General features: G+C 73.6%; 21 protein-coding genes. 8 read left to right on the forward strand and 13 right to left on the reverse strand.

The genetic code is table 11. The annotated features are described in order from the left end of the window. Positions 1-19 precede the first annotated feature (19 nt). The gene (locus tag ACTMS2_RS19810; RefSeq protein ID WP_441176734.1) at positions 20-1,000 is read left to right on the forward strand and encodes a GlxA family transcriptional regulator; all 981 of its coding nucleotides are present in this window, start codon (positions 20-22) and stop codon (positions 998-1,000) included. After that, entirely contained in the window at positions 997-1,761 is a 765-nt protein-coding gene (locus tag ACTMS2_RS19815) for an HD domain-containing protein (protein ID WP_441176736.1), read from the forward strand. The genes ACTMS2_RS19810 and ACTMS2_RS19815 overlap by 4 nt, the downstream gene beginning before the upstream one ends. 144 nt (positions 1,762-1,905) lie before the next feature. On the opposite strand, the gene ACTMS2_RS19820 is transcribed toward ACTMS2_RS19815, so the two are convergent. Genes ACTMS2_RS19820 through ACTMS2_RS19845 form a run of 6 tightly spaced genes read right to left on the reverse strand, consistent with a single transcriptional unit; the run spans position 1,906 to position 7,808 of the window. Next, positions 1,906-3,483, reverse strand: coding sequence for a hypothetical protein (locus ACTMS2_RS19820; RefSeq protein WP_441176737.1), 1,578 nt, complete (start codon positions 3,481-3,483; stop codon positions 1,906-1,908). Beyond that, on the reverse strand, positions 3,483-3,782 hold the full coding sequence (locus ACTMS2_RS19825; RefSeq protein ID WP_101409390.1) for a YciI family protein: 300 nt from the start codon (positions 3,780-3,782) through the stop codon (positions 3,483-3,485). Before ACTMS2_RS19825 ends, ACTMS2_RS19820 begins: the two co-directional genes overlap by 1 nt. Then, complete coding sequence (locus ACTMS2_RS19830; protein ID WP_441176738.1) at positions 3,779-5,101, reverse strand: hypothetical protein; 1,323 nt, start codon at positions 5,099-5,101, stop codon at positions 3,779-3,781. Before ACTMS2_RS19830 ends, ACTMS2_RS19825 begins: the two co-directional genes overlap by 4 nt. A 40-nt stretch (positions 5,102-5,141) precedes the next feature. Next, positions 5,142-5,903, reverse strand: coding sequence for an SDR family NAD(P)-dependent oxidoreductase (locus ACTMS2_RS19835; protein WP_441176739.1), 762 nt, complete (start codon positions 5,901-5,903; stop codon positions 5,142-5,144). After that, a complete protein-coding gene (locus ACTMS2_RS19840) occupies positions 5,900-6,880 on the reverse strand; it encodes an alpha-ketoacid dehydrogenase subunit beta (protein WP_441176740.1) in 981 nt (326 codons plus the stop codon). The genes ACTMS2_RS19835 and ACTMS2_RS19840 overlap by 4 nt, the downstream gene beginning before the upstream one ends. Continuing rightward, positions 6,873-7,808 carry a thiamine pyrophosphate-dependent dehydrogenase E1 component subunit alpha gene (locus tag ACTMS2_RS19845; RefSeq protein ID WP_441176741.1) on the reverse strand — a complete coding sequence of 312 codons (936 nt, stop codon included), beginning with the start codon at positions 7,806-7,808 and terminating at the stop codon, positions 6,873-6,875. The genes ACTMS2_RS19840 and ACTMS2_RS19845 overlap by 8 nt, the downstream gene beginning before the upstream one ends. A gap of 130 nt (positions 7,809-7,938) precedes the next feature. On the opposite strand from ACTMS2_RS19845, the gene ACTMS2_RS19850 reads away from it, so the two are divergent. Further along, positions 7,939-9,069: a mandelate racemase/muconate lactonizing enzyme family protein gene (locus ACTMS2_RS19850; RefSeq protein WP_441176742.1), complete on the forward strand. Its 1,131-nt coding sequence runs from the start codon at positions 7,939-7,941 to the stop codon at positions 9,067-9,069. Positions 9,070-9,131: 62 nt separating this feature from the next. Here ACTMS2_RS19850 and ACTMS2_RS19855 read toward each other — a convergent pair whose 3' ends face one another. The 6 genes from ACTMS2_RS19855 to ACTMS2_RS19880 are packed head-to-tail and all read right to left on the reverse strand — an operon-like array spanning position 9,132 to position 14,950. Next, on the reverse strand, positions 9,132-9,560 hold the full coding sequence (locus tag ACTMS2_RS19855) for an L-rhamnose mutarotase (RefSeq protein ID WP_441176743.1): 429 nt from the start codon (positions 9,558-9,560) through the stop codon (positions 9,132-9,134). A gap of 8 nt (positions 9,561-9,568) precedes the next feature. Beyond that, positions 9,569-10,402, reverse strand: coding sequence for a carbohydrate ABC transporter permease (locus ACTMS2_RS19860; RefSeq protein WP_363901345.1), 834 nt, complete (start codon positions 10,400-10,402; stop codon positions 9,569-9,571). After that, the gene (locus ACTMS2_RS19865; RefSeq protein WP_089000831.1) at positions 10,399-11,358 is read right to left on the reverse strand and encodes a carbohydrate ABC transporter permease; all 960 of its coding nucleotides are present in this window, start codon (positions 11,356-11,358) and stop codon (positions 10,399-10,401) included. The genes ACTMS2_RS19860 and ACTMS2_RS19865 overlap by 4 nt, the downstream gene beginning before the upstream one ends. A 55-nt stretch (positions 11,359-11,413) precedes the next feature. Further along, positions 11,414-12,712: an ABC transporter substrate-binding protein gene (locus ACTMS2_RS19870; RefSeq protein WP_441176745.1), complete on the reverse strand. Its 1,299-nt coding sequence runs from the start codon at positions 12,710-12,712 to the stop codon at positions 11,414-11,416. Beyond that, positions 12,699-13,730: a Gfo/Idh/MocA family protein gene (locus tag ACTMS2_RS19875; protein ID WP_441176746.1), complete on the reverse strand. Its 1,032-nt coding sequence runs from the start codon at positions 13,728-13,730 to the stop codon at positions 12,699-12,701. Before ACTMS2_RS19875 ends, ACTMS2_RS19870 begins: the two co-directional genes overlap by 14 nt. Next, positions 13,727-14,950, reverse strand: a complete 1,224-nt coding sequence (locus tag ACTMS2_RS19880; protein ID WP_441176748.1) for a M20 metallopeptidase family protein — start codon at positions 14,948-14,950, stop codon at positions 13,727-13,729. Before ACTMS2_RS19880 ends, ACTMS2_RS19875 begins: the two co-directional genes overlap by 4 nt. 102 nt (positions 14,951-15,052) lie before the next feature. Between ACTMS2_RS19880 and ACTMS2_RS19885 the strand changes: the two genes are divergently transcribed. The 3 genes from ACTMS2_RS19885 to ACTMS2_RS19895 all read left to right on the forward strand — a co-directional run bounded on the left by ACTMS2_RS19885 (position 15,053) and on the right by ACTMS2_RS19895 (position 18,267). Continuing rightward, positions 15,053-15,949, forward strand: coding sequence for an amidohydrolase family protein (locus ACTMS2_RS19885; protein WP_441176749.1), 897 nt, complete (start codon positions 15,053-15,055; stop codon positions 15,947-15,949). Beyond that, complete coding sequence (locus ACTMS2_RS19890; RefSeq protein ID WP_441176750.1) at positions 15,946-16,926, forward strand: DUF2804 domain-containing protein; 981 nt, start codon at positions 15,946-15,948, stop codon at positions 16,924-16,926. The genes ACTMS2_RS19885 and ACTMS2_RS19890 overlap by 4 nt, the downstream gene beginning before the upstream one ends. Before the next feature lie 99 nt (positions 16,927-17,025). Continuing rightward, positions 17,026-18,267 carry a MalY/PatB family protein gene (locus ACTMS2_RS19895; protein WP_441176751.1) on the forward strand — a complete coding sequence of 414 codons (1,242 nt, stop codon included), beginning with the start codon at positions 17,026-17,028 and terminating at the stop codon, positions 18,265-18,267. Between the two features lie 102 nt (positions 18,268-18,369). Here the strand turns inward: ACTMS2_RS19895 and ACTMS2_RS19900 are convergent, their stop codons facing one another. Further along, on the reverse strand, positions 18,370-19,524 hold the full coding sequence (locus ACTMS2_RS19900) for a hypothetical protein (RefSeq protein WP_441176752.1): 1,155 nt from the start codon (positions 19,522-19,524) through the stop codon (positions 18,370-18,372). 193 nt (positions 19,525-19,717) lie between these two features. On the opposite strand from ACTMS2_RS19900, the gene ACTMS2_RS19905 reads away from it, so the two are divergent. Both ACTMS2_RS19905 and ACTMS2_RS19910 read left to right on the forward strand, forming a co-directional pair. After that, a complete protein-coding gene (locus ACTMS2_RS19905; RefSeq protein ID WP_441176753.1) occupies positions 19,718-20,230 on the forward strand; it encodes a MarR family winged helix-turn-helix transcriptional regulator in 513 nt (170 codons plus the stop codon). After that, entirely contained in the window at positions 20,230-21,489 is a 1,260-nt protein-coding gene (locus tag ACTMS2_RS19910) for an MFS transporter (protein WP_441176754.1), read from the forward strand. The genes ACTMS2_RS19905 and ACTMS2_RS19910 overlap by 1 nt, the downstream gene beginning before the upstream one ends. The last annotated feature ends 30 nt before the right edge of the window (positions 21,490-21,519 follow it).

Consider the following 21,519-nt stretch of genomic DNA (forward strand, 5'->3'; position numbering starts at 1 on the left):
GGGTGACCAGACTTCTGGTGTGGAGATCCTCCGGACCCGCGAGGTGGTCGTGGTGGTGCACGACGGCGTCGTGCTGCTCGACGTGGCGGGGCCCGTGCAGGTGCTGCACGGCAGCGGCGGCTACCGGATCCGACTGGCCTCGGTGGACGGTCGCGCGGTGCGCACCGACGTGGGCGTACCGCTCGACGTGGAGCTGACCCTGCACCAGGTGCGGCACCGCTTCGACACGCTCCTGGTGCCCGGCCTCCCCCTCGCCACGGCGCAGCCGCCGCCGGCCCTCGTCGCCGAACTCCCCCGCCTCAGCGCGCTCGCCCGCCGTACCGCGGCCATCTGCACCGGCGCGTTCCTGCTCGCGGCGGCGCGGCTGCTCGACGGCCGCCGGGCCACCACCCACTGGGCGGCCTGCGCGGAACTCGCGGCGCGGTTCCCCGCGGTCCGGGTCCGGCCCGACGCCCTCTACGTGCGGGACGGGCCGCTGTTCACCTCGGCCGGCGTGACCGCGGGCATCGACCTGACGTTGACGCTGGTCGAGGACGACCACGGCCCCGAGCGCGCCCGCACCACCGCGAAGTACCTGGTGGTCTTCCTGCACCGCCCCGGCGGCCAGTCCCAGTTCACCGTGCGGGGCAGCGCCACGGCCGCCCCCGGCAGCGCCCTGCGCCGCGTCCTGGACGCCGTCGCCGCCGACCCGGCCGCCCCGCACACGCTCGCCACGATGGCGGCGCACGCGTCGCTCAGCGAACGGCACCTCACCCGCCTGTTCCGCCGCACGGTCGGGACCACCCCCACCCGGTACGTCGAGCAGGTCCGGGTGGAGGCGGCGAAGACCCTGCTCGAGGCGACCCACGACGGCGTGGACCGCATCGCCCGCGTCTGCGGCTTCGGCTCGGACGACACCATGCGCCGCGCCTTTCTGCGCGGCATCGGCACCACCCCGGCCGAGTACCGCCAGCGCTTCCGCTCGGCACACCCCACCCCTGAGAGACGAGGTACCCCGTGACCCCTTCCTTCTCCCGACGCACGGCCCTCGGCACGGGCCTGGCCGCCGGCGCCGGCGTACTCACCGGGCTGGTGGCCGCCACCCCGGCCGCCGCGCACGACCAACCGGAGGCCGACCTGTCCTTCCCGTCCACCCGGCTGGCCCGCGAGGCGATCCGGCTGATCGAGGACGCGCAGGAGGCCTTCCTGCGCAACCACAGCCTGCGCAGCTTCCTCTTCGCCCGCGAGGCCGCCGCGCGGGCCGGCCGGCGCCCCGGGCGCGACTACGACGAGGAGGTCGTGTTCCTGATCTGCGCCCTGCACGACATGGGCCTGACCGGGCACGCCAACTCCGACCAGCGCTTCGAGATGGACGGTGCGGACTTCGCCGCCCGGTTCCTCGAGGAACGGGGCGTCACCGACCGCCGGGTCGACACCGTGTGGGACGCGATCGCCATGCACACCACGCGCGGCTTCCGCGACTCACCGGTCTTCCAGCGCCGCCGACCGCCCGAGATCGGCATCGCCCAGACCGGGATCGGCATCGACCTCATGGGCACCGACAGCCCGGTGCCGCCCGCGTACGCCGAGCGCGTCCACCGACGCCACCCCCGACTCGGCGGCGCCCGGGCCGTCACCGACGCGATCGAGGCGCAGGCGCTGGCGAACCCCCGCAAGGCGCCGGCCGCCAGCCTGCCCGGCGAGATCCTGCACCAGCGCCACCCCGAGCTGCCCTACCTGACCTGGGACATGCTCCTGGACGCCAACGCCTGGGGCGACTGACCCACCGGGACGCGAGACTCGACGGCCCTCGCACGACCCCCTCCCGCACGGCTTCGCCTTCCTCGACGCCCGGGGCCCCTTTACCGCGGTTCTCGGCCCGCGACCCGGTGCGCTCCTCCGGGCGCCGGCTCGGGCGTCGCCCGATCAGCCGGCGGAGTGGGCGTGTCGGGCGGCCCGCTCCGCCAGCCACAGCCACCGGCGCTGCACCTCGCCACCGGTGGCGGCGACCATCGCCAGGGCGTCCCCGCGCACCGCGGCGAGGGCGTCCGCCGTGGCCACGCCGTCGTCGAGCACGGCCGCCGCGTCGCGGAACGCCTCGGCCTCGGCCGCGCCGCCGAAGCGGGGAACGACCTCGTCGCGCCAGAAGTCGGCCCAGGCCAGGTCGGGGTTCCAGGTGAAGCGGGCGTACGCCAGGTAGCTGATCTCGTTGGTGGGGTGGTACGCGGACGCCTCGGCGAAGATCGTCAGCCCGCGCAGCCCGGCGTCGCCGGCCCGGATGCCCATGTCGGCGTACATGTCGGGCACCCAGGAGTGCCGCTGCCGGTTCCACTGGGAGCCGGCGTGGGTGCGCAGCACGTTGGTGGTGTGCGGGAGCTGCTCGACGTGCGCGGCGGTGAGCCGGTGCCGGTTGTCGTACCAGAAGCCCCGGTTGACGCAGTACTGGTAGGCCACGTCGTCGGGCAGCTCGGCCAGCGGCTTCTGCGCCTCCAGGTCGAAGATGTTGTCCCAGTAGACCTCGACCAGGTGCCGCAGCGGTACGCCCGCCGGGCCGGTGCGCCGAGCCGTCTCCAGCAGCGTCGGGTAGACCGAGCGCATCGCCTCGTACGACCAGGAGGTCCGCTCGCCGCCCGTGCGGGCGGCGCAGCGCCGGCAGGCGCAGCTGCCGTAGTCGCCGGTCTCGAAGTTGATGCCCCCGACGGGCAGGGTGTCCAGCAGCCAGTCGACGGCGTCGCGGTGCCAGGCGAGGTTGTCCGGCTGCGAGGGGCAGGCGGCCATCATGTACTCGCTGGCCGGGAAGTGCAGGTCGCCGAAGTCGTCGATGTCGAAGCCCACCTTCTTGGGCAGCTCGGCGGCCAGGTCGGGCCGCTGGCGCAGCCAGGTGGCGAGGTTGTAGCGGTGCCGGCCGTCGAAGTAGATGCCCCCGTAGGCGTTGACGCCGATGCCGGCGATGATGCGTACGCCCCGGGCGTTGGCGTACTCGCACAGCTCGCGGGCCGCCTCGACGCCGCCGTGGGCGTCGCGCAGCAACCCGTAGACCACGATGCCGCCGATCCGCTCGCGGCTGCAGAAGTCGACCAGCCGGCGGTAGTCGGCGCCGAAGGCGTCGGCGCCCTTGGCGTACGGGTTGAGCGCGCCGATCTCCTGCTGGCCGAGCTGGCGCAGGTCCCAGTTGGTGGAGTGGTCCCAGGTCCACAGTGTCCGCAGCGGCAACCCGGGCGAGTCGGTCCGCACGCCAACGGGCAGACCGGCCGGCGTGGCCAGGGTGGTCAGCTCCCGGGCGGCGTAGATCAGGCCGGCGAAGGGGTCACCGGTGAGCCGGATGTCGCCCCGTTCGGGCACCTCGATGCGGTAGCCGCCCTCGGGCAGGGTCGGGTCGACGTCCAGGTCGACCGTCACCGCGTCGGGGCGCTCCCCCCACGCCTGGGTCAGCAGCTGGGCGGCGTACGGCGCGGACGCGGCGCCCCGCACCCGGATTCCGGTGATCTGACGGTACTGCGACATCATGACCTTCCATGGGGTGGCGGGATGGCGGCCAGGTAGTCGGCCACGTCGATGGCCGTCCACACCCCGTGCCGCCAGTAGGGATCCTCTTCGCAGAGGGCGCGGGCGGCGGTGGCGTCGGCGGCCCGCAGGACGAGGACGGAGGCGCCGAGGTCGGCCCGTGCCCCGGCGATCAGGGCGGTGCCGTCGGCGAGCAGGGCCTCGACGCGGGCGAGGTGCTCCTGCCGGTGGGGTTCACGTCGGACGGCGGCGTCGGCGGCGAACGTGGCGGTGACCAGGAAGGTGGGTTCGAATCTCACACCCCACCGCCGATCTCGTCGAACAGCCGCTGCATCTCCACCCGGTAGACGGTCTGCGGCCGGCCCGCGCCGGTGCTGACGTGCACGCCGATCTCCTCGGCGTAGCCCGCGGCACGCAGGGAGTTGAGCAGCCGGCGTGCCGAGCGGACCTCCACCCCGTACGCGTCGGCCAGGCCCCGCGCGGTCACCTCGTTCGGGTCCGTCTGGCGCAGCGCCTCCAGCAGCCGGCGGGTGGACAGCGGCCCGAGCCGCAACTGCTCGGAGATGCGCAGCACCCCGGACGCGGTCTCGCGGAGCCGTTGCTTCACCGGGCTCTCGCGGCTGGAGTAGATCTCCCCGTCGGGGAAGACCACGTGGGTGTCGCCGCTGCCCCGGCCGAGTGCCAGTGCCTTGCGGGCGTTGTCCTCGGCGGCGGCGATGGTGGTGCCCGCGCCGAAGCCGACGGTGTGCTCGACGTCGACGCCGCGCAGGGTGAGCAGCGTCGCGTGCCCGGAGCGCTGCCGGGCGATGGCGCTCTCCACGGTGCCCCGGGTGGTGGTGATGAGCAGCGTACGGTCGTCGATCGTGCTCAGCCGGCCGCGCATCCGCTCGGCGTGTTCCAGCAGGGCCTCGCGCAGCCGCAGCCGCTGCCGCTCCACCTGGTACGTGTCGTGCCCGCGGCCGCCCTGCTCGGCCACCTCGATCATCATGACCGCGATCTGGGTGGCCCGGGACTGCCGGATCTCCGCGGCGAGCCAGGCCCGGCGCAGGGCGTCGCGGACCGAGGCGCGGGTGTGCTCGACACGCCAGACCGGCACCCCGCTCTCGCGCAGGTCGCGGTGGACCGCACCGAGGCAGGTCAGGCACGCCTCGACGGCGCCCGAGGCGTACCGCTCGCGGTGGAAGGCGACGATCTCGTCGAGGCCGGAGAAGAGCAGCCCCGAGGAGTCGGCGATGGGCAGGATCTCGGTGGGCGGGGTCAGCTCGATGTCGTGGTAGGTCTCCCGGACGATGTCGGCCTCGATGGTGTCCACGCTGACCGTGGGCAGCCGCCCACCGCTGGCCAGCAGCATCCGCGACAGCGTGCGGTAGAGGTCGATGCCGGCGTGCGGCATGTAGTCGATCTCGGCGCGCAGCCCCCCGGCGGAGGCCGCGAAGGCGTGCGGGATGCGCCCGGTGAACAGCAGCACCTGGCACAGTTCGTCGAGTTCGCGGGCCAGCTCGGGGGCCTGCTCGGGTCGGGTGTAGGCGCGGACCGTGAGGTCCCCGGCCCGCCCCTCCCCGGCGGAGACCTCCTGCACGAGCCGGATCGAGTCCTCCGGTCCGATGATGCCGATCACCTTGTCGCCTCCACGTCGTCGCCGTCCTCGGGTCGGCTGCTCAGCCGGTGTGGACGGTGCCCACGACACCGTCGCTGACCGGCGATGCCAGCAGGACCAGCGTGGACGCGACGTCCTCCGGCCGACCAAGGGCGGCCTCGATCTCCGCGACCCGCTCCCCGTCCGCGCCGTTGGTCCGCGCCTCGGCCAACGACCTGCGCATCAGCGGCGTGTCGATGTCGCCGGGGCAGAGCGCGTGCACACGGATCCCCTGTGGACGGAGCTGTCGGGCCAGGGTGAGCGCCAGGCCGTGCAGCCCTCCCTTGCTCGCGCCGTAGGGTACCGACCCCGATCCGTTCAGCACGCCCGCCTTGGACCCGACGAGCACGAGGACGCCGGACCGGCCGGCGAGGTGTCGTACGGCGTGCTTGGCGACGAGGAACGGCCCGGTCAGGTTGACGGCGAGCACCTGGGACCACAGCTCGGCGGTGACCTCCCGGACGTCCAGACCCTGCCCGCGCATGACGCCCGCCACGTGCAGCACGGCGTCGATGCCGCCGAGGTCGGTGGCGGCGCCGTCGACGGCGGCGGCGACCTCGGCCTCGACGGTCACGTCGACCCGCCGGGCGCAGGCGCTCGCACCGGCGGCGCGCGCCTGCTCGGCGGCGCTGGCCGCGCCGTCGCCGTCGGCGTCCAGCACGGCCACCGCCGCGCCGGCGGCGGCCGCGGCCCGGACGGTGGCGAGGCCGATGCCGGAGGCGCCGCCGACGACGACCACCCGCCGGCCGGCCAGCAGGCCGGCCTGCGGGGTGTCGACGCTCACGGATGGACCGTCCGGCGCACCGCCGCCACCACGTCGGCGGCCTCGGGCACCACGGCGGCCTGGAGGGCGGGGGCGGCGGGCATCGGCACGTCCGGGGCGGCCACCCGGGCGACCGGGGCGCGCAGGTCGGCGAAGCACTCGGCGGCGGCCCGGGCGGCGATCTCCGCGCCGAACCCTCCGGTCAGGTTCGCCTCGTGGGCGACGACCAGGCGGCCCGTGCGCGCCACGGAGGCGGCGACCGTGTCGAAGTCGAGCGGGTTGAGCCAGCGCAGGTCGATCACCTCGGCCTCGATGCCCTCCTCGACCAGCTGGCCCGCCGCGTCGAGCGCGGCACCGACCATCCGGGACCAGGCGACCACGGTGACGTCGCCGCCCGGGCGGACCACGCGGGCGCCGCCGACGGGTTCGACCGGGGCGTCGGTGCGCACGGGCCCGCGCGTCGGGTAGAGCATCCGCGCCTCGGCGACGACCACGGGATCGTCGCTGACCACGGCGGTGCGTAGCATCTGGTACGCGTCGTCGGGGGTGGCCGGCAGTGCGACGCGCAGGCCCGGGGTGTGCGCGAAGTACGCCTCCGGCGAGTGGGAGTGCTGGGCGCAGGCGCCGGGCGAGTAGCCCTGCTGCATCCGGATCACCAGCGGCGCCCTCCACCGGCCGTTGCTGGAGTAGTGGATGGTCGAGATCTGGTTGACGAACTGGTCCATCGCCACGAACGAGAAGTCGGCGTACATGATCTCGGCGATCGGGCGCAGGCCGGTCATCGCCGCGCCGAGGGCCATGCCGAGGAAGCCGCTCTCGGAGATGGGGGTGTCGAAGATGCGGGCGGAGCCGAACCGCTTGTGCAGCCCCTTGGTGGCGCCGAACGGCCCGCCGGGCAGGGCGACGTCCTCGCCGAAGTAGACGGTGTCGTCGCGGCTGTCCAGGGCCCAGGTGAGTGCGGCGTTGACGGCCTGGATGTAGCGCAGGGACTCAGACATGGACGTGCTCCTTGGCGGTCGCCGGGTCCGGGAACGGCACGGCGCGGGCGGCGGTGACGGCGGCCTCGACCTCGGCGGCCACCTCGGCGTCGATGGCGTCGAGCCGGGCGGCGAGCGTGGCGTCAGCGGCCTGCCGGATCCGGGCCAGGGGCTCGCGCGTGCGGGCGGCGGCGATCTCGCCGGCCGGCCGGTAGTGCTGCACGTCGCCGCTGTAGTGGCCGACCAGCCGTTCGGTCATCGCCTCCACGATGGAGGGGCCGGCACCCTCGCGGGCCCGGGTGACGGCCTCGCCGACGGCCTCGGCCACGGCGTCGGGGTCGTTGCCGTCGACGACCCGGCCGGGAATGCCGTAGCCGGCGGCGCGCTCGGCGAGCTGGCGTACGCGGACCATGTCCTCGATGCGGGACATCTCGGAGTAGACGTTGTTCTCCACGACCAGCACCAGCGGCAGGTCCAGCACGGCGGCGAGGTTGATCGCCTCGTGCACGTTGCCCTGATTCATCGCGCCGTCGCCGATGCTGACCAGCGAGACCGCGCCGCTGCCGGTGCGCTGCGCGGTCAGCGCGGCGCCGGCGGCGACCGGCACTCCGGCGCCGACGATGGAGTTCTCCCCCAGGAACCAGCGGCTCGGGTCGGACAGGTACGGCGAGGCGGCCCGGCCGCCGCAGAGCGCGGAGTCGCGCCCCATCATCTCGGCGAAGAGCCCGGTCATGTCGACGCCCCGGGCGACCGCCCAGCCGTGGCCGCGGTAGGTGGCGGTCACGTGGTCGCCGTCGCGTAGCGCCCGGCAGGCGCCGACCGGGATCGCCTCCTGGCCGTTGCACAGGTGGATCGAGCCCGGGATCTCGCCGTCGTCCTTGAGGGCGGCCAGCCGCTCCTCGAACCGGCGGATCCGGGCCATGAGCCGATAGTCGTCCGGCAGACCCATCACACCCCCAATAGCAGTTAGAGCCTTATTGCGGCTCGTTCGTTCCGAAGCCTAGACCAGCTCCGTAAGGCTATGGAAGAGTGCACTAGCAAGTTTCTGGCCGTTATTGGTCTCTAATTTGGGGGCAGGTATGGAGATCACCGCCGTCGAGTCGGTGGTGCTGGGCGACGCGCACTTCGTCCAGCTGCACACGTCGGACGGGCTGGTCGGCGTCGGCCAGTCCGCGTGCTGGGGCTACCCCGCCGCGGTGCACGCCGTGGTGGAGGCGTTCCGTCCCCACCTGCTCGGCGCCGACCCCCGCCGCATCGAGCACCACTGGCACCACCTCTACCGGATGGGCCCGTTCCGGGGCTCGGTGCTCTCCGCCGCCGTGGCCGCGGTGGACATCGCCCTGTGGGACCTGCTCGGCAAGCGGCTCGGGGTCCCGGTCTGGCAGTTGCTGGGCGGGCGCGTACGCGAACGGATCCGCCTGCACCTGCTGCTGCCCGGCACCGGCGCCGACGCGCTGGCGGCGCAGGCGGCGGCGGCCGTGGCCGACGGCTTCACCGCGGTCAAGTTCGATCCGCTGCCGGCCGACTACGCCGACCTGTCGCTGGCCCGCCTGGTCACCGCCACCGAGGCCACCACGGCGGCGGTACGCGACACCGTCGGCCCCGACGTGGACCTGCTCGTCGAGCTGCACCGCAAGCTCACCCCGTTGCAGGCCGAAGCGGTCGTGCCCGCGCTGGCCCGGCACCTGCCGTTGCTGGTGGAGGACCCGATCCAGATCGACAGCGTCAGCAGCCAGGCCGACGTCGCCCGGCGGGCCCTCGGCGTGCCGATGGCCAACGGCGAACGGCTGCACACCATCTGGGAGTTCAAGGAGCTGCTCGCCCAGGGCGGGGCCCAGTACGTCCGCCCCGACCTGGGCCTGGCCGGCGGCATCAGTCACGCCCGCAAGATCGCCGCCCTGGCGGAGGCACACCACGCCGCCGTCGTCAGCCACAACTGCCTCGGCCCGCTGCTGACGATGGCCTCGGTACACCTCGACACCGCAATCCCCAACTTCGTGGTGCAGGAGTACTCCCCCCTCGACGACCAGCTGGCCGAGGGCCCGGCGCGGGCGTGCGTACGGCGCGAGGGCGGCTTCCTGCCGGTGCCCGAGGAGCCCGGGCTCGGCGTGACGCTCGACCTCACCGACGCCGCGCCCCTGGACCTGACGGGCCGGCCCCTGCACCGCATCCCGCTGCGCGCGGACGGCTCCGTCGCCTACGCGGTCTGAGCACACGCGACGGTTGCCCGGCGGCGTGCGCCGCCGGGCAACCGTCGTACGGGCCGTCCCGCTCACGCCGGGGGCGGCCGGCCCGCGTGGTGGAAGACCGGGTACGCCCACAGCGGCTCGCCGTCGGCGTCGGCGATCTCGGCGAACAGGTGCGCCAGCGACCGCGTCCACCGCGCCTGCACGGCGGATGCCCCGGTGACCCGGCGCGCCCGCGGGTAGCCGTCGCGGGTGCGCAGCACGCAGATCAGCAGCAGCCCGTGCCGGTAGATGTGGTAGTCGTAGACGCCCGCCTCGTCCAGCAACGCCGACATCTCCGGCCAGATCTCGGCGTGCCGGCGCTCGTACTCCTCCTCGGCACCCGGCCGCAGACGGTAGAGGTGGCACAGCTGCTCCCCCGGCCCCGCAGCCCCGGGATCGGCCGCCGGCGCGACCCCGCCGGGGCGGGCCGGGCCGGGGCCGGCGGGAACGGGGCCGGGGTCGGAGCCGGCCACCGGGCGGATCACTTGCCGGAGCCGGCGAGCGCGCCGGAGACGAGCTGGCGCTGGAAGACCAGGTAGATGATCAGCACCGGCAGCAGGGCGACGATCAGGCCGGCGCTGACCAGCGGCACCGACACGTCGTACTGGCCGCTGAGCAGGCTGACGCCCACCATCAGGGTCTTGCTGTCCGAACCGCCCATGATGACCAGGGGCAGCAGCAGGTCGTTCCACATCCAGACGAAGTTGAAGATGGCCAGCGCCGCGAGTGCCGGCGCGGCGATCGGGGCCAGCAGCCGGAACAGGATGGTGAAGTGGCCCGCGCCGTCGACCCGGGCCGCCTCGATCAGCTCGTCGGGCACCTGTTGGAAGTAGCCGGCGAGCTGGTAGGTGCCCAGGGGCAGCCCGAACGCCGCGTACGCCAGGATCAGCCCCTGGTACTCGCCGGACATGCCCAGGTCCAGCACGGTCTGGTAGAGCGGGTAGATGATCGCCTGACCGGGGATGGTCAGGGTGATGATGATCAGCAGGAAGACCACCTTGCCGCCGCGGAAGCGCAGCTTCGTCACCGCGTACGCGACCAGCAGCGCGGCGAGCACCGACAGCACCAGCCCGCCCACGGTGGTGATCAGCGAGTTGAGCAGCAGCCGGGGCATGTCCATCCGGCGGAACGCCTCGAGGTAGTTGTCGAGGGTGATCCCGCTCGGCAGCCCCAGCGGGTCCTGGGCGAAGCCCGTCTGCGTCTTCAGCGAGCTGACCACCGTGAACAGCAGCGGGTAGACCGCCGCGACCGCGACGACGACCAGCGCGAACGTGAGCAGGTAGCGCCCGGCCCGGGCGAAGTGGCGCTGGTTCATCGCGGCTTCCTGGTCCCCTCTGTGAACATGTGCCGCACGCTGAAGATGGAGAGCACGGCGACGAAGACGAACAGCGCGATGCCGATGGCGGAGCCGTAGCCCCGGTCCAGGAACTGGAAGGTGGTCAGGAAGACCAGGTACTCCGGCAGCATCGTGGCGTCGCCCGGCCCGCCCTGGGTCAACGCGTAGATCAGCGGGAAGAGCCAGATCAGGACGCCGGAGGCGCACAGCACGCTCCAGTACGCCACGGTGGGCCGCAGCATCGGCACCACCACGGAGAGCAGCCGACGCCAGAACCCGGCGCCGTCGAGGTAGGCCGCCTCGAGCGTCTCCTCGGGGATGGTGGCCAGGCCCGCCAGGTAGGTCATCACGCCCAGGCCGAAGAAGCTCCACAGGGCGACCGCGACCAGCGAGAACAGCGCGCTGTACCGGCCGTTGAGCCACTGGATCGCCAGCGGTTCGAGGCCGACCGTACGCAGCAGGGCGTTGAGCGGACCGTCCGGGGCGAGGATCTGCCGGAACATGATGCCGACGACGATCGGGGCGATGGTGTACGGGACGAAGTAGACGGCCCGGAAGAACTTCCAGCCCGGCGAGCGCTGGTGGATCAGCAGCGCCAGCACCAGCGGCAGCACGATCCACACCGGCAGGGTGGCCACCACCAGCAGGGCGTTGCGGAAGCTGGTGAGCACCATCGGGTCGTCGAGCATGCGGGTGTAGTTGTCGGCCCCGGCGAACGAGCTGCCACCGAACCCGCTGGACGACTCGGTGCTGGTGATCACGCCCCGGATCAGGGGCACCACCTTGAACATCACGGCCAGGACCAGCGCGGGCAGCACCAGCACGGCACCCAGCCACCACTCGCGGGCCCGGCCGGGGCGCGGGGGCCGCCGGGCGGATCGGGTCGGCTTGTCGGCGGCCACCGGCTCCGGCACCGGCGCGGTGGAGATCGTCATCTGGCTTCCTTCTCCGGCTGGCGGGGCGGGGCGTGTCCCGCCCCGCCCCGTACGGCTACTTGGCCTGCTTCTTGGTGGGGCTGCGCTCCAGCGCCTGCTGCATCTGCTCGGCCCACTTGTCGACGGTCAGCTGACCGAGGCTCACCTGCTGCCAGCCGCGCGCCAGCGCGTCGGCCTCGGGCCCGGAGAGCATCACCCCGGCGTGCAGGGTCGGCTCGGCGACCAGCTCCTGGATCTTCTGGAAGGCCGGCGAGGAGGGCAGCAGCGCCTTGTCGACGTTCTTGTTCAGCGGCTGGCCCTTGGCGTGCTTCACCCACAGCTCGCCGTTCTCCTTGCCGGCGAGCCAGGTGATGAACTCCAGCCCGGCCTGCTTCTTCTCGCTCCACTTCGTCACGCCGTAGACGGCGCCCTCGATGCCGGAGAACTTCTGCGCCAGCGGGGCGCCCGGGTCGGCGGCCGGCCAGCGGGTCACGCCGAGCTTGTCGTCGCCGAGGGCCTTGCCGAACGCCTCCCAGTTCACCGCGTCGGAGATGATCGTCCCGGCGAATGCGGCGTCGCCGCGCTGGAAGATGTCCGCGCCGTCGGGGAGCATCGTGATCGACGGGGCGTTGCTGTTCGCCCAGCCCTTGGTGGTGATCTCGGCGAGCTTGCCCAGCACCGCGACCAGCTTCGGGTCCTTCCACGACAGGGTGCCGGCCAGCAGGCCGCGGATGTCGTCCTCGCTCAGGTAGCTGCGGGCGATCTCGGGGAAGTCCCAGTAGGCGGGGAAGGTCCCCGACAGTCCGAGGGCCAGGCAGGTCTTGCCGGCCTTCTTCACGGCGTCGCAGGCGGCGCTGAACTCGGTCCAGGTCGCCGGCGGCTTCTCCGGGTCGAGCCCCGCGGCGGTCAGGATGCTCTTGTTGTAGTAGAGGACGTTGCCCTGGTACGAGAAGGGCACGCCGTAACAGGGCTTGGCGGTGTCGAAGCCCTCGCAGGCGCCGCTGTAGGTGACGAGGTCCTTGTTGATCTCGGCCGCCTTGTCGCCCAGCGGCTCGTACGCGCCGCGCCGGTCGAACAGCTCCAGGCCGGCGTTGTTGGCCATCACGTCCGGGCCCGACTGGGAGGTGATGTAGGGGCCCTGCACCTCGGGGTACTTGTCGAAGGGCACCGACTGCATGTCCAGCTTGATGTCCGGGTGGGTGGCCTCGAAGCTGGTCTTGACCTGCTTCCAGTACTCGGTGCCGCCCGGCTCCCAGGTCAGCACCTTGAGGGTGACCGGTCCGGATGAGGCGTCGTCTCCTCCGCAACCGGTCAGCAACGCGGCGGCGGCCATGCCGGCGGCGACGATGCCGGCGGCCAATCTACGTCGAGTCATCGGCAGAAGCTCCTGTCAGCGAGGGGGATGGGGGAACTCGGCGGGGGGCGCCGTCGGCGGCGGCGCTGTCGGCGACGGCGGCGGCGATCTGCACCACGTGCAGCCCGTCGGCGAGAGGGACGACCGGCGTGGGCTCGCTGCCGTCCAGCCGGCGCAGGAAGTGCCGGATCTCGGCGGCGAGCGCGCCACCGCCGTCGGCCGGGGAGAGCAGCCAGTCCGGCGCTTCGGTCCGCTCGGCCTGCACGAGCAGGGCGGGGTGGGCGAGGTCGACATGGCCGATGCCGTCGGTGCCGTACACCTCGACCAGGTCGGCGGTGTGGTTGGGCGTGTCTTCGGGAAGGAGGTAGCTGTTGCGGACCGACGACACGACGCCGTTGGCGTGTCGAAGCTCCGCCCACACCAGCACCGGCGTCGCCGATCCCGGGCGGGTCCGGGCCGCCGCGCGCACCTGCACCACCGGTGACTGCGCGTACCACAGCGCCAGGTCGATGTCGTGCACGGCGGTCAGCAGGGCGGGATGCTCCCCAGGGAAGAGCCGGGTCAGGGTGCGGGGGCGGTCCCGGCGGGAGGAGACCGCCAGCACCTGACCCAGCCGGCCGGCGCGCACGGCGTCGTGCAGCGCCCGGTGGGCCGGGCTGTAGCGCAGGAGGTGCCCCGGCTGGCAGAGCACCCCGTACGCCTCGGCGGCGGCGACGATGGCGGCGGCGTCCGCGACGGTCGCGGCCAGCGGCTTCTCGACCAGGACGGGCACCCCGGCGGTGATCAGGTCGACGGCGACGGCGCGGTGGGCGGAGCCGGGCACGCACACGGAGGCGGCGTCCGGCGCGCCCGCGTCGAGCAGTTCGGCGACGGTGGCGAAGGTGCGCGGGACGTCGTGACGGGCGGCGACCCGGTGCCGGGTGGCCGCGTCGGGATCGACCAGCGCGTCGACCCGGATCCCCAGCGCCTGGTAGGCGGCGACGTGCCGCACGCCGAACGCGCCGCCGCCGATCACCGCCACCCGCGGCCCGTGGCTCATGCGTCCACCGCCCCGGCCGGCGCCGGCACGGCGTCGGCGACGCCGGCACGCAGCCGGCCGTCGAGGACCGCCCGCGTGAGCCGCTCCAGTGCGGCCACCCCCGTCACGAGGCACCGCTCGTCGACGTCGAACGCGCCGGAGTGCAGCGGAGCGCCCCCGCGCTCGCCGGTGACGCCCAGCTTGACGTAGAGGCTCGGGCCGAGCGCGCCGAGCAACGCGAAGTCGTCGGTGGTCAGCGGCGGTACGGGCAGGTCGACGACGTCGACGATGCCGGGCAGTTCGGCGTGCGCCAGGGCGACCAGCTCGGCGGCGTTGCGCACCGGGGGCATCTCGTTGGCCCAGGTGAAGCGCACCCCGAGGTCGAGCGCGGCGGCCTGCTGGCGGGTGACGCGTTCGATCACCGTCTTGAGTCGCTCCCGCACGGCCGGGTCGTGGGTGCGCAGGGTCCCGGTCGCCTCGGCGCTGGCGGCGACCTGGCTCTGGCTCGCCCCGCCGGAGATGGTGCCGATGTTGAAGGCGACCAGCTCCTCGGGGTTGCGGGCCCGGGCGACGGCGGCGTGCAGGGTGGTGACCATGGCGGTGAGGCCGAGGATGGCGTCGCGCCCCAGCGCCGGGGTCGCGGCGTGCGCGGCCAGCCCGAGCACCTCGACGCGGAACGCGTCCTTCGCGGCCATCGCGGTGCTCCGGTCGACGCCGAGCGAGCCCGCCGGCAGGTCGGGCCAGCAGTGCAGGCCGAGGACGGCGGCGTACCGGCGGTCGCGGAACGCCTCGTGGGCGAGCACCGCGGCGGCGCCGGAGTCCGCGCCGAACGGGATCTCCTCGGCGGGCTGGAACAGCAGGGTCACCGAGCCGCGGGCCGGCGGGTCGGCCGCGAGCCGGGCGGCGACTCCGTAGGCGACGGTCATGTGTACGTCGTGCCCGCAGGCGTGGCAGACGCCGGGGTTGCGGGAGGCGTACGGCTGTTGCTTGGCGTCCTGGACGGGATAGGCGTCCATATCGGCCCGAAGGAGAACTTCGGGTCCGGATGCGGCTCCATCGATCTCCAGGGCCAGGCCCGTCCCGGCGATTCCGGTCCGGATCCGGCCCAGCGGCCGCAGCAACCCTTCGAGAGTAGCGGCCGTCTGCCTTTCGGTGAACCGCAGCTCAGGGTGTTGATGTAGCTGGCGCCGCAGCCGGACCAGTTCATCAACGTTGTCGCCTTCCAGCGTCACGCGGTTCACCCCTTGCTCGCGCCCTAGAATCCGGACCTAATTGAGACAAGAACCTAAGTCAGGGGTGCCGCCGCGTCAATGGCCTGCGGAAAGTTGGGTTAGGGTCCGACCATGCGACGCGCCGACGCCCACCTGCACCTGTTCGCCGACGGCTACCCCGGCCGCTACGGCCACTCCCCCGCCGGCGGCGACGAACTGGCCGTCTACCAGGCACTACGCCGCGAGCACGGCATCGAACGGGCCCTGGTGGTCGGCTACGAGGGCGAGCCTCGCTTCGCCGGCAACAACGCCCACGTCGCCCGCCTGGCCGCCGCGCACGACTGGATCGCCGCGGTCGCCTACGTCCCAGCAGGCGGACCGGCGCGGGCGGGCGAGATCGCGCGGCGACTGTCCCGCGACTTCGTCGGCGTCGCCGCGTACCTGCCGGACGAGGCGGCGGCGGAGGCGTTCACCGTCTGGGCGACGCGCGAAGCGCCGGCACTGAACCGCGCCGGGGCGGTGGTCAGCCTCAACGCCACGCCCACGGCGACCGCGGGGCTCGGCCCGGCCCTGGCTGCCCTGGACGGCTGCACGGTGCTGTTCAGCCACCTCGGCCTGCCCGGGGAACGGGCCGGGGTGCCGACCCGCGAGACGGCGGAGGCCGTCCTCACCCCCCTGGCGCGGCTGGCCCGGCTACCCCACGTCGGGGTCAAGGTCTCCGGCCTGTACGCGGTCAGCCGCCCCGCGCACGCCTACCCGCACCACGCGGCCCGGCCCTTCGTCGACCTGCTGCTCGACCGCTTCGGCCCACGCCGGCTGTACTGGGGCTCCGACTTCTCCCCCAGCCTCGACCACGTCTCCTTCGCCCAGGCGGCGGACCCGATCGGCCTGGACGGGCTTTCGCCCGGGGACCGCGACGCCGTCCTCGGCGGCAACCTCCTGCGCGCCCTCGACCGCCAGGCCGCCGCGACGGGGCGGCAGCCGTCGGCGTCCACGCCGCAGGCGGGCCGGCTACCCTCGCCGTCGTGACCCACGAGAACGAGATCACCGAGCCGGTCGACCTGTGTCTCGCGGGTGGGCGGCTCAATCCCGCCGCCGTGGGCTGGAGCCGCCGCCCGCTGCACCGGGCGAACCTGCGCGGCTGGGGCCGCAACAAGCGCTGGGAGTACTGGGGAGTCGTCACGCCGACCCACGTCGTCGGCCTGGTTACCTCGTCGCTGGACTACGCGGGGGTGCACAGCCTCTACGTGCTCGACCGCACGACGAAGGTCGAGATCGACAGGGGCGCGGTGGTCCCCCTCGCCCGGGGCACGACCTTCCCGCCGGTCAGCGGGGCGGGCGCCGTACGGGCCCGCGGCGGTGGGCTCTCGATCGACATCGACCAGGCGGCGACCGGCACCAGGATCCGCGCCAGCGCCCCCAACCTGGAGGTCGACCTCGTGGTGCCGCTGCCGGCGGGGCACGAGTCGCTCGGCGTGGTGGTGCCCTGGAGCACCCGCCGGTTCCAGTACACCGTCAAGGACCTCGGCCGACCGGTACGCGGCACGCTGCGGGTCGACGGGGTGCGGCATGCCGTCGCCGAGGCGGACTCCTTCGCCGTCCTCGACCACGGCCGCGGCAAATGGCCGTACGCCGTCCGCTGGAACTGGGCCGCCGGCAGCGGCCCGGGCCGGGCGATCCAGCTCGGCGGCAGGTGGACCGACGGCACCGGCTCGACCGAGAACGGCGTCTTCGTCGACGGCCGGCTGCACAAGATCGGCAACGAGCTGCGCTGGGAGTACGACCGCGCCGACTGGCTGCGGCCGTGGCGGATCGACGGCGAACGGGTGGCGGTGCGGTTCCACCCGTTCCACGAGAAGATCTCCCGGACCAACGTCGGGGTGCTCGCCAACGAGACGCACCAGTGCTTCGGGCACTTCACGGGCTGGGCGGCGGCCGACGACGGCGAGCGGATCGACCTGGACGGCCTGGTCGGCTGGGCCGAGGAGGCACGCAACCGCTGGTAGCGGCACACGCCGACGCCGAGGCGTCGGCCCTGGCGGCGGGTGCCGGGCGGCGATGCCGCCGGTCGCCGGGGCGGCGACGGACGGCCTAGGGTGGGCGGCATGGCAAGCCCCGGCCCCTCCGCCGACGCCTCGGCGACCCGCAACCCGCTGACCCTGCTCACGGTGGACGAACTCCGGCAGCGCACCAGCGTGAAGTGGCGCATGTACCCGCCGGACGTGCTCCCGCTGTGGGTCGCGGAGATGGACGTACCCCTCGCGCCCCCGGTGGCCGACGCCCTGCGCCGCGCGGTCGACCTCGGCGACACCGGTTACGCGTACGGCACGGCGTACGCCGAGGCGCTCGGCGACTTCGCCGCCCGGCGCTGGGGGTGGCACGACTTCCGCGTCGAGCGCACCACGCTCGTGCCCGACGTGATGATGGGCGTCGTCGAGGTGCTGCGGCTCGTCACCGATCCCGGCGACGCGGTCGTGCTCTGCTCCCCCGTCTACCCGCCCTTCTACGCCTTCGCCACCCACGCCGACCGGCAGGTGATCGAGGCCCCGCTCGGGCCCGACCGGCGCATGGACCCCGCCGCCCTCGACGAGGCCTTCCGCCGCGCGCGTTCCCGCGGTCGCCGGCCGGCATTCCTGCTGTGCAACCCGCACAACCCGACCGGCGTCGTGCACCGGCGCGACGAGCTGGAGACCGTCGCCGAGCTGGCCGACCGGCACGGCGTACGGGTGATCTCCGACGAGATCCACGCCCCCCTGGTGCTGCCGGGGACGCACTTCACCCCGTACCTGACGGTGGCCGGCGCCGAGAACGGGTTCGCGCTGACCTCCGCCTCGAAGGCGTGGAACCTCGCCGGGCTCAAGGCCGCGCTCGCGGTCGCCGGGCCACGGGCCGTCGCCGACCTGCGCCGCATGCCGGAGGAGGTCAGCCACGGGCCGAGCCACCTCGGGGTCGTCGCCCACACCGCCGCGTTCCGCGCCGGCGGGCCGTGGCTCGACCTCCTGCTCGACGGTCTCGACGGCAACCGCACGCTGCTCGCGACGCTGCTGGCGAAGCACCTTCCGTCCGTCGCGCACCGCCGCCCCGAGGGCACCTACCTCGCCTGGCTGGACTGCACCGCGCTGGGCATCGCCACGGAGCAGCCGGACGAGCCCGGCGTGGTCAGCGACGTCGCCGGGCCGGCGAGGATGTTCCTCGACCGGGCACGGGTCGCCCTCAGCTCCGGGCACGTCTTCGGCACCGGCGGGGCGGGCTTCGTACGACTGAACTTCGCCACCTCGCCGGCCGTTCTCACCGAGGCCGTCACCCGCATGGGTCAGGCCGTCGAGGCGCACCGGTCGGCCCCCTGACCCGCTCCCCCGGGAAGCTGCCGGTGGCGCGTCGACTCACCGCCAGGATCGTGCTTGTCGTCCCCCGAGGGCGACCTCGGCGCCGGACGGGTAGCCGCTCGTTCAGGCGCCGTCGGGCCCGCCGGACCGGTCGTCCCGCGCCGGCTGGTCGACCAGCCGTTGGTAGCGCCGCACCGCGAGCAGGACCGTCAGCTGACCCAGCGCGCTGACGGCGGCGGCGAACTGGTCGAGGTAGAACACCAGCAGGTTCACCACGCTCAGGGAGGTGAGCAGGCCGGCCTGGGCGATCTCGACGGCCCGACGCGCCACTCCGCGCAGCAGCAGCCCGGCGGCCACGATGAGCGCGGCACCCACGCAGACGTCCAGCAGCGCCCGGACGAGCAGGAGCAGCACCCCGCGGCGGTCCTGGATGTCGACGCGGGCGTACTCGTTGGCGGTGGTGAGCACCCCACCGGTGGTGCCGTCGCGCAGGTCGACGGCCACCGCGACGATCGTGGTGAGGTCGCTGAGGGCGGCGACGCCCAGCAGCCCGAGTGCCACGACCAGCCCGACGCGCAGCCGAACCGGGGTCAGCGAACGCGCCAGCCACGCCCGTACGGCCACCGCCGTCCGGAAGAACCACCCCGACCGGTGCTCGTACGGCGGCAGCGTCCCGGGCCGGCTCAGCTCCAGCAGCGCGACGGCCAGCGGCCGCAGGTGGTCGCCGTCCGGACCCGCGGCGGCCATGCCGAGCCGTCGCCGCAGCTGCGCCCGGTCGCGGTTGCCGAGCCTGCCGTCGACCGCCTCGCCGAGCAGCTCCAGCGCGGCGTGCAGTTGCGCCCGCCTGCCCTCGACGCGCGTGCTGCGGGCGCGCACGTACAGCCACACCGAGATGAGGAAGGCCGCGTAGGCGATGGGCGCGGCGGCGGGGAAGAAGTAGTCGTTGTCGGCGGTGATGAACTTGCCGACCTCGTCGATGAAGAGCCCCGCACCGACCCCGGCCAGCAGCGCCGCCCAGAGCAGCGCCGCCCGGTCGACCACGAGCAGCGGGACGAGCGAGGCGACGAACAACGACAGGCCGCCCCACAGGGCGTGCGAGATGTGCAACGTGCCGCCGCCGACCTGCGGATAGCCGGTCAGCGCCAGGAACGCGCGGGTGCCGAGGACCGCACCGCCGAAGCCGATCAGCATCACCAGCATGTACCGGTCGGCGTCCAGCCGCGCCACCGGTCGCCGGGACTGCCGACGGCGACGCTGCCGGTGCGACGGGAAGCTCATGGGGACAGCAAACACCGGGCGACCACGTGTCGGCGGCGCCTCCGCCGAACGCGGGCTCCGGGCGATCGACCACCGGCGACGCCTGCGCCGGGGTGCGGGCGCCGGACGGCCGGCTGCCGGCGGCGCCGGCGCCCCATCCGGACTCCCGGCGACCGTTGTAACAGTTCTTATATATCTCCGGTACAGTGCCGGGGTGGCAGACGGTGATGGACAGCCCGACAACCCCGATCTCCTCGACAGTCACTGGCGTCCGCTGTGGCAGATGTTGAACGCGATGGATCAGGACATCGCGCAGCTGTACGACCAGGCCGGCATCACCGGGCTGCGCAACCGTTTCGTGGGCCCCCTGATCCAGTTGGGCCGGCACGGGTCGATGACGATCCAGGAGTTGGCGACCGCCGTCGAGGTGACCCACTCGGCGATGAGCCAGACGGCCGCCGCGATGCGCGCCGCCGGTTTCGTGGACAGCGCGGAGGGCAGCGACGGCCGGACCCGGCGCATCCGGCTCAGTGCACGAGGACGCGAACTCCTGCCACTTCTCCAGGCGGAGTGGAGGGCGACCGAGGCGACGGTGCGGGATCTGGAGGCGGAGATCCCGTACCCGCTCACCCAGGTCGTCAAGGACATCAACGCCGCTCTCGCCAGGCGCTCCTTCCGGCAGCGGCTCGACGACAACCTGACCCGGGCCCTCAAGGAAGACCCCTGATGAGTCTCCTCGGCGCACTGGTCGACATCCGCCCGCTGCGGGGGCACCCCACCTTCCGCCGTCTGTGGCTGGGCACCACCGCGTCCGGCTTCGGCAGCCAACTGGGCGGCTTCGCCGCCACCTTCTACGTCTGGGACCGCACCCACGACCCCCTGATGGTCGGGCTCCTCGGGCTGTTCACCGCCGTCCCGCTCATCGCGGTCGCGCTGCTCGGCAGCGCCTTCGTCGACCACGTCGACCGGCGACGGCTGGCCATGACCACCACCTGCGGCCTGATCGTGACCAGTCTGCTCATGACCGGGATCGCCCTGTGGCCCGGCGACGGGGTGTGGGCCATGTTCGGCCTGGTCGCCGTCGCATCGAGCCTCTCCGCGCTGGGCGGGCCCGCCCGGCGGTCCTTCATCCCGCAACTGCTGCCCCCCGAGCGTCTCGCGGCGGGACTGGCCCTCAACCACCTGTCCTTCCAGGTCGCGGTGCTGCTCGGCCCGGCGGTCGCGGGAGTCCTCACCGCACGGTGGGGCACCACCGTCTGCTTCGCCGTCGACGCCGTCACGTTCGTCGCCGCGCTGATCGGGCTTGCGGGGCTGCCCGAGTCGAACGTACCCACGGGGGCCGGGCGAGCCGGCGCCGCCGCGGTCCGGGAAGGCATCGGCTTCGCCGTGCGCACCCCGGCCGTACGGGGCGCCTTCCTCGTGGACCTGGCCGCGACGGTGCTGGCCATGCCGGTGGCCCTGTTCCCGGTCATCAACCAGGAGAGGTTCGGCGGATCCCCGCAGATCCTCGGACTGCTCACCTCGGCGCTCGCCGTCGGCGGCGTACTCGCCTCGGCGCTGTCGGGGCTGATCACCCGACGCAACCGCCCCGGCCTCGTGCTCCTGGCCTGCGCCGCCGCCTGGGGCGCGTCGCTGGCCGGAGTCGGCCTGAGCAGCCAACTCCCCGTCGTGCTCGCCCTGATCGCCCTCGCCGGCGCCGCGGACACCTGGTCCGTCGTGTCACGTGGCACCATCGTGCAGTCGTCGACGCCGGAAACCCACCGCGGACGAATCGCCTCCCTCGAACACATCGTCGGCGCCGCCGGGCCACACCTCGGTGGCCTCCGTGCGGGACTGGTCGCGACGGGGGCGTCCGGCGGCACCGCTCTGCTCGTGGGCGGGCTCACCTGCCTCGCCGGAGTGGGGCTGGTCTCCGCGCTCGTTCCCCAACTCCGCCGCTTCACGATCACCCGGCAGGCTCCAGCCCGACCCAAGGCCCACGTGTGAAGCCGCGCGGAACGGCGTCGGGGTCGCCGC

The sequence above is a fragment of the Micromonospora sp. SD12 genome (genome assembly GCF_052068495.1).
In the GTDB taxonomy this organism is placed as follows: Bacteria; Actinomycetota; Actinomycetes; order Mycobacteriales; family Micromonosporaceae; genus Micromonospora; species Micromonospora echinofusca.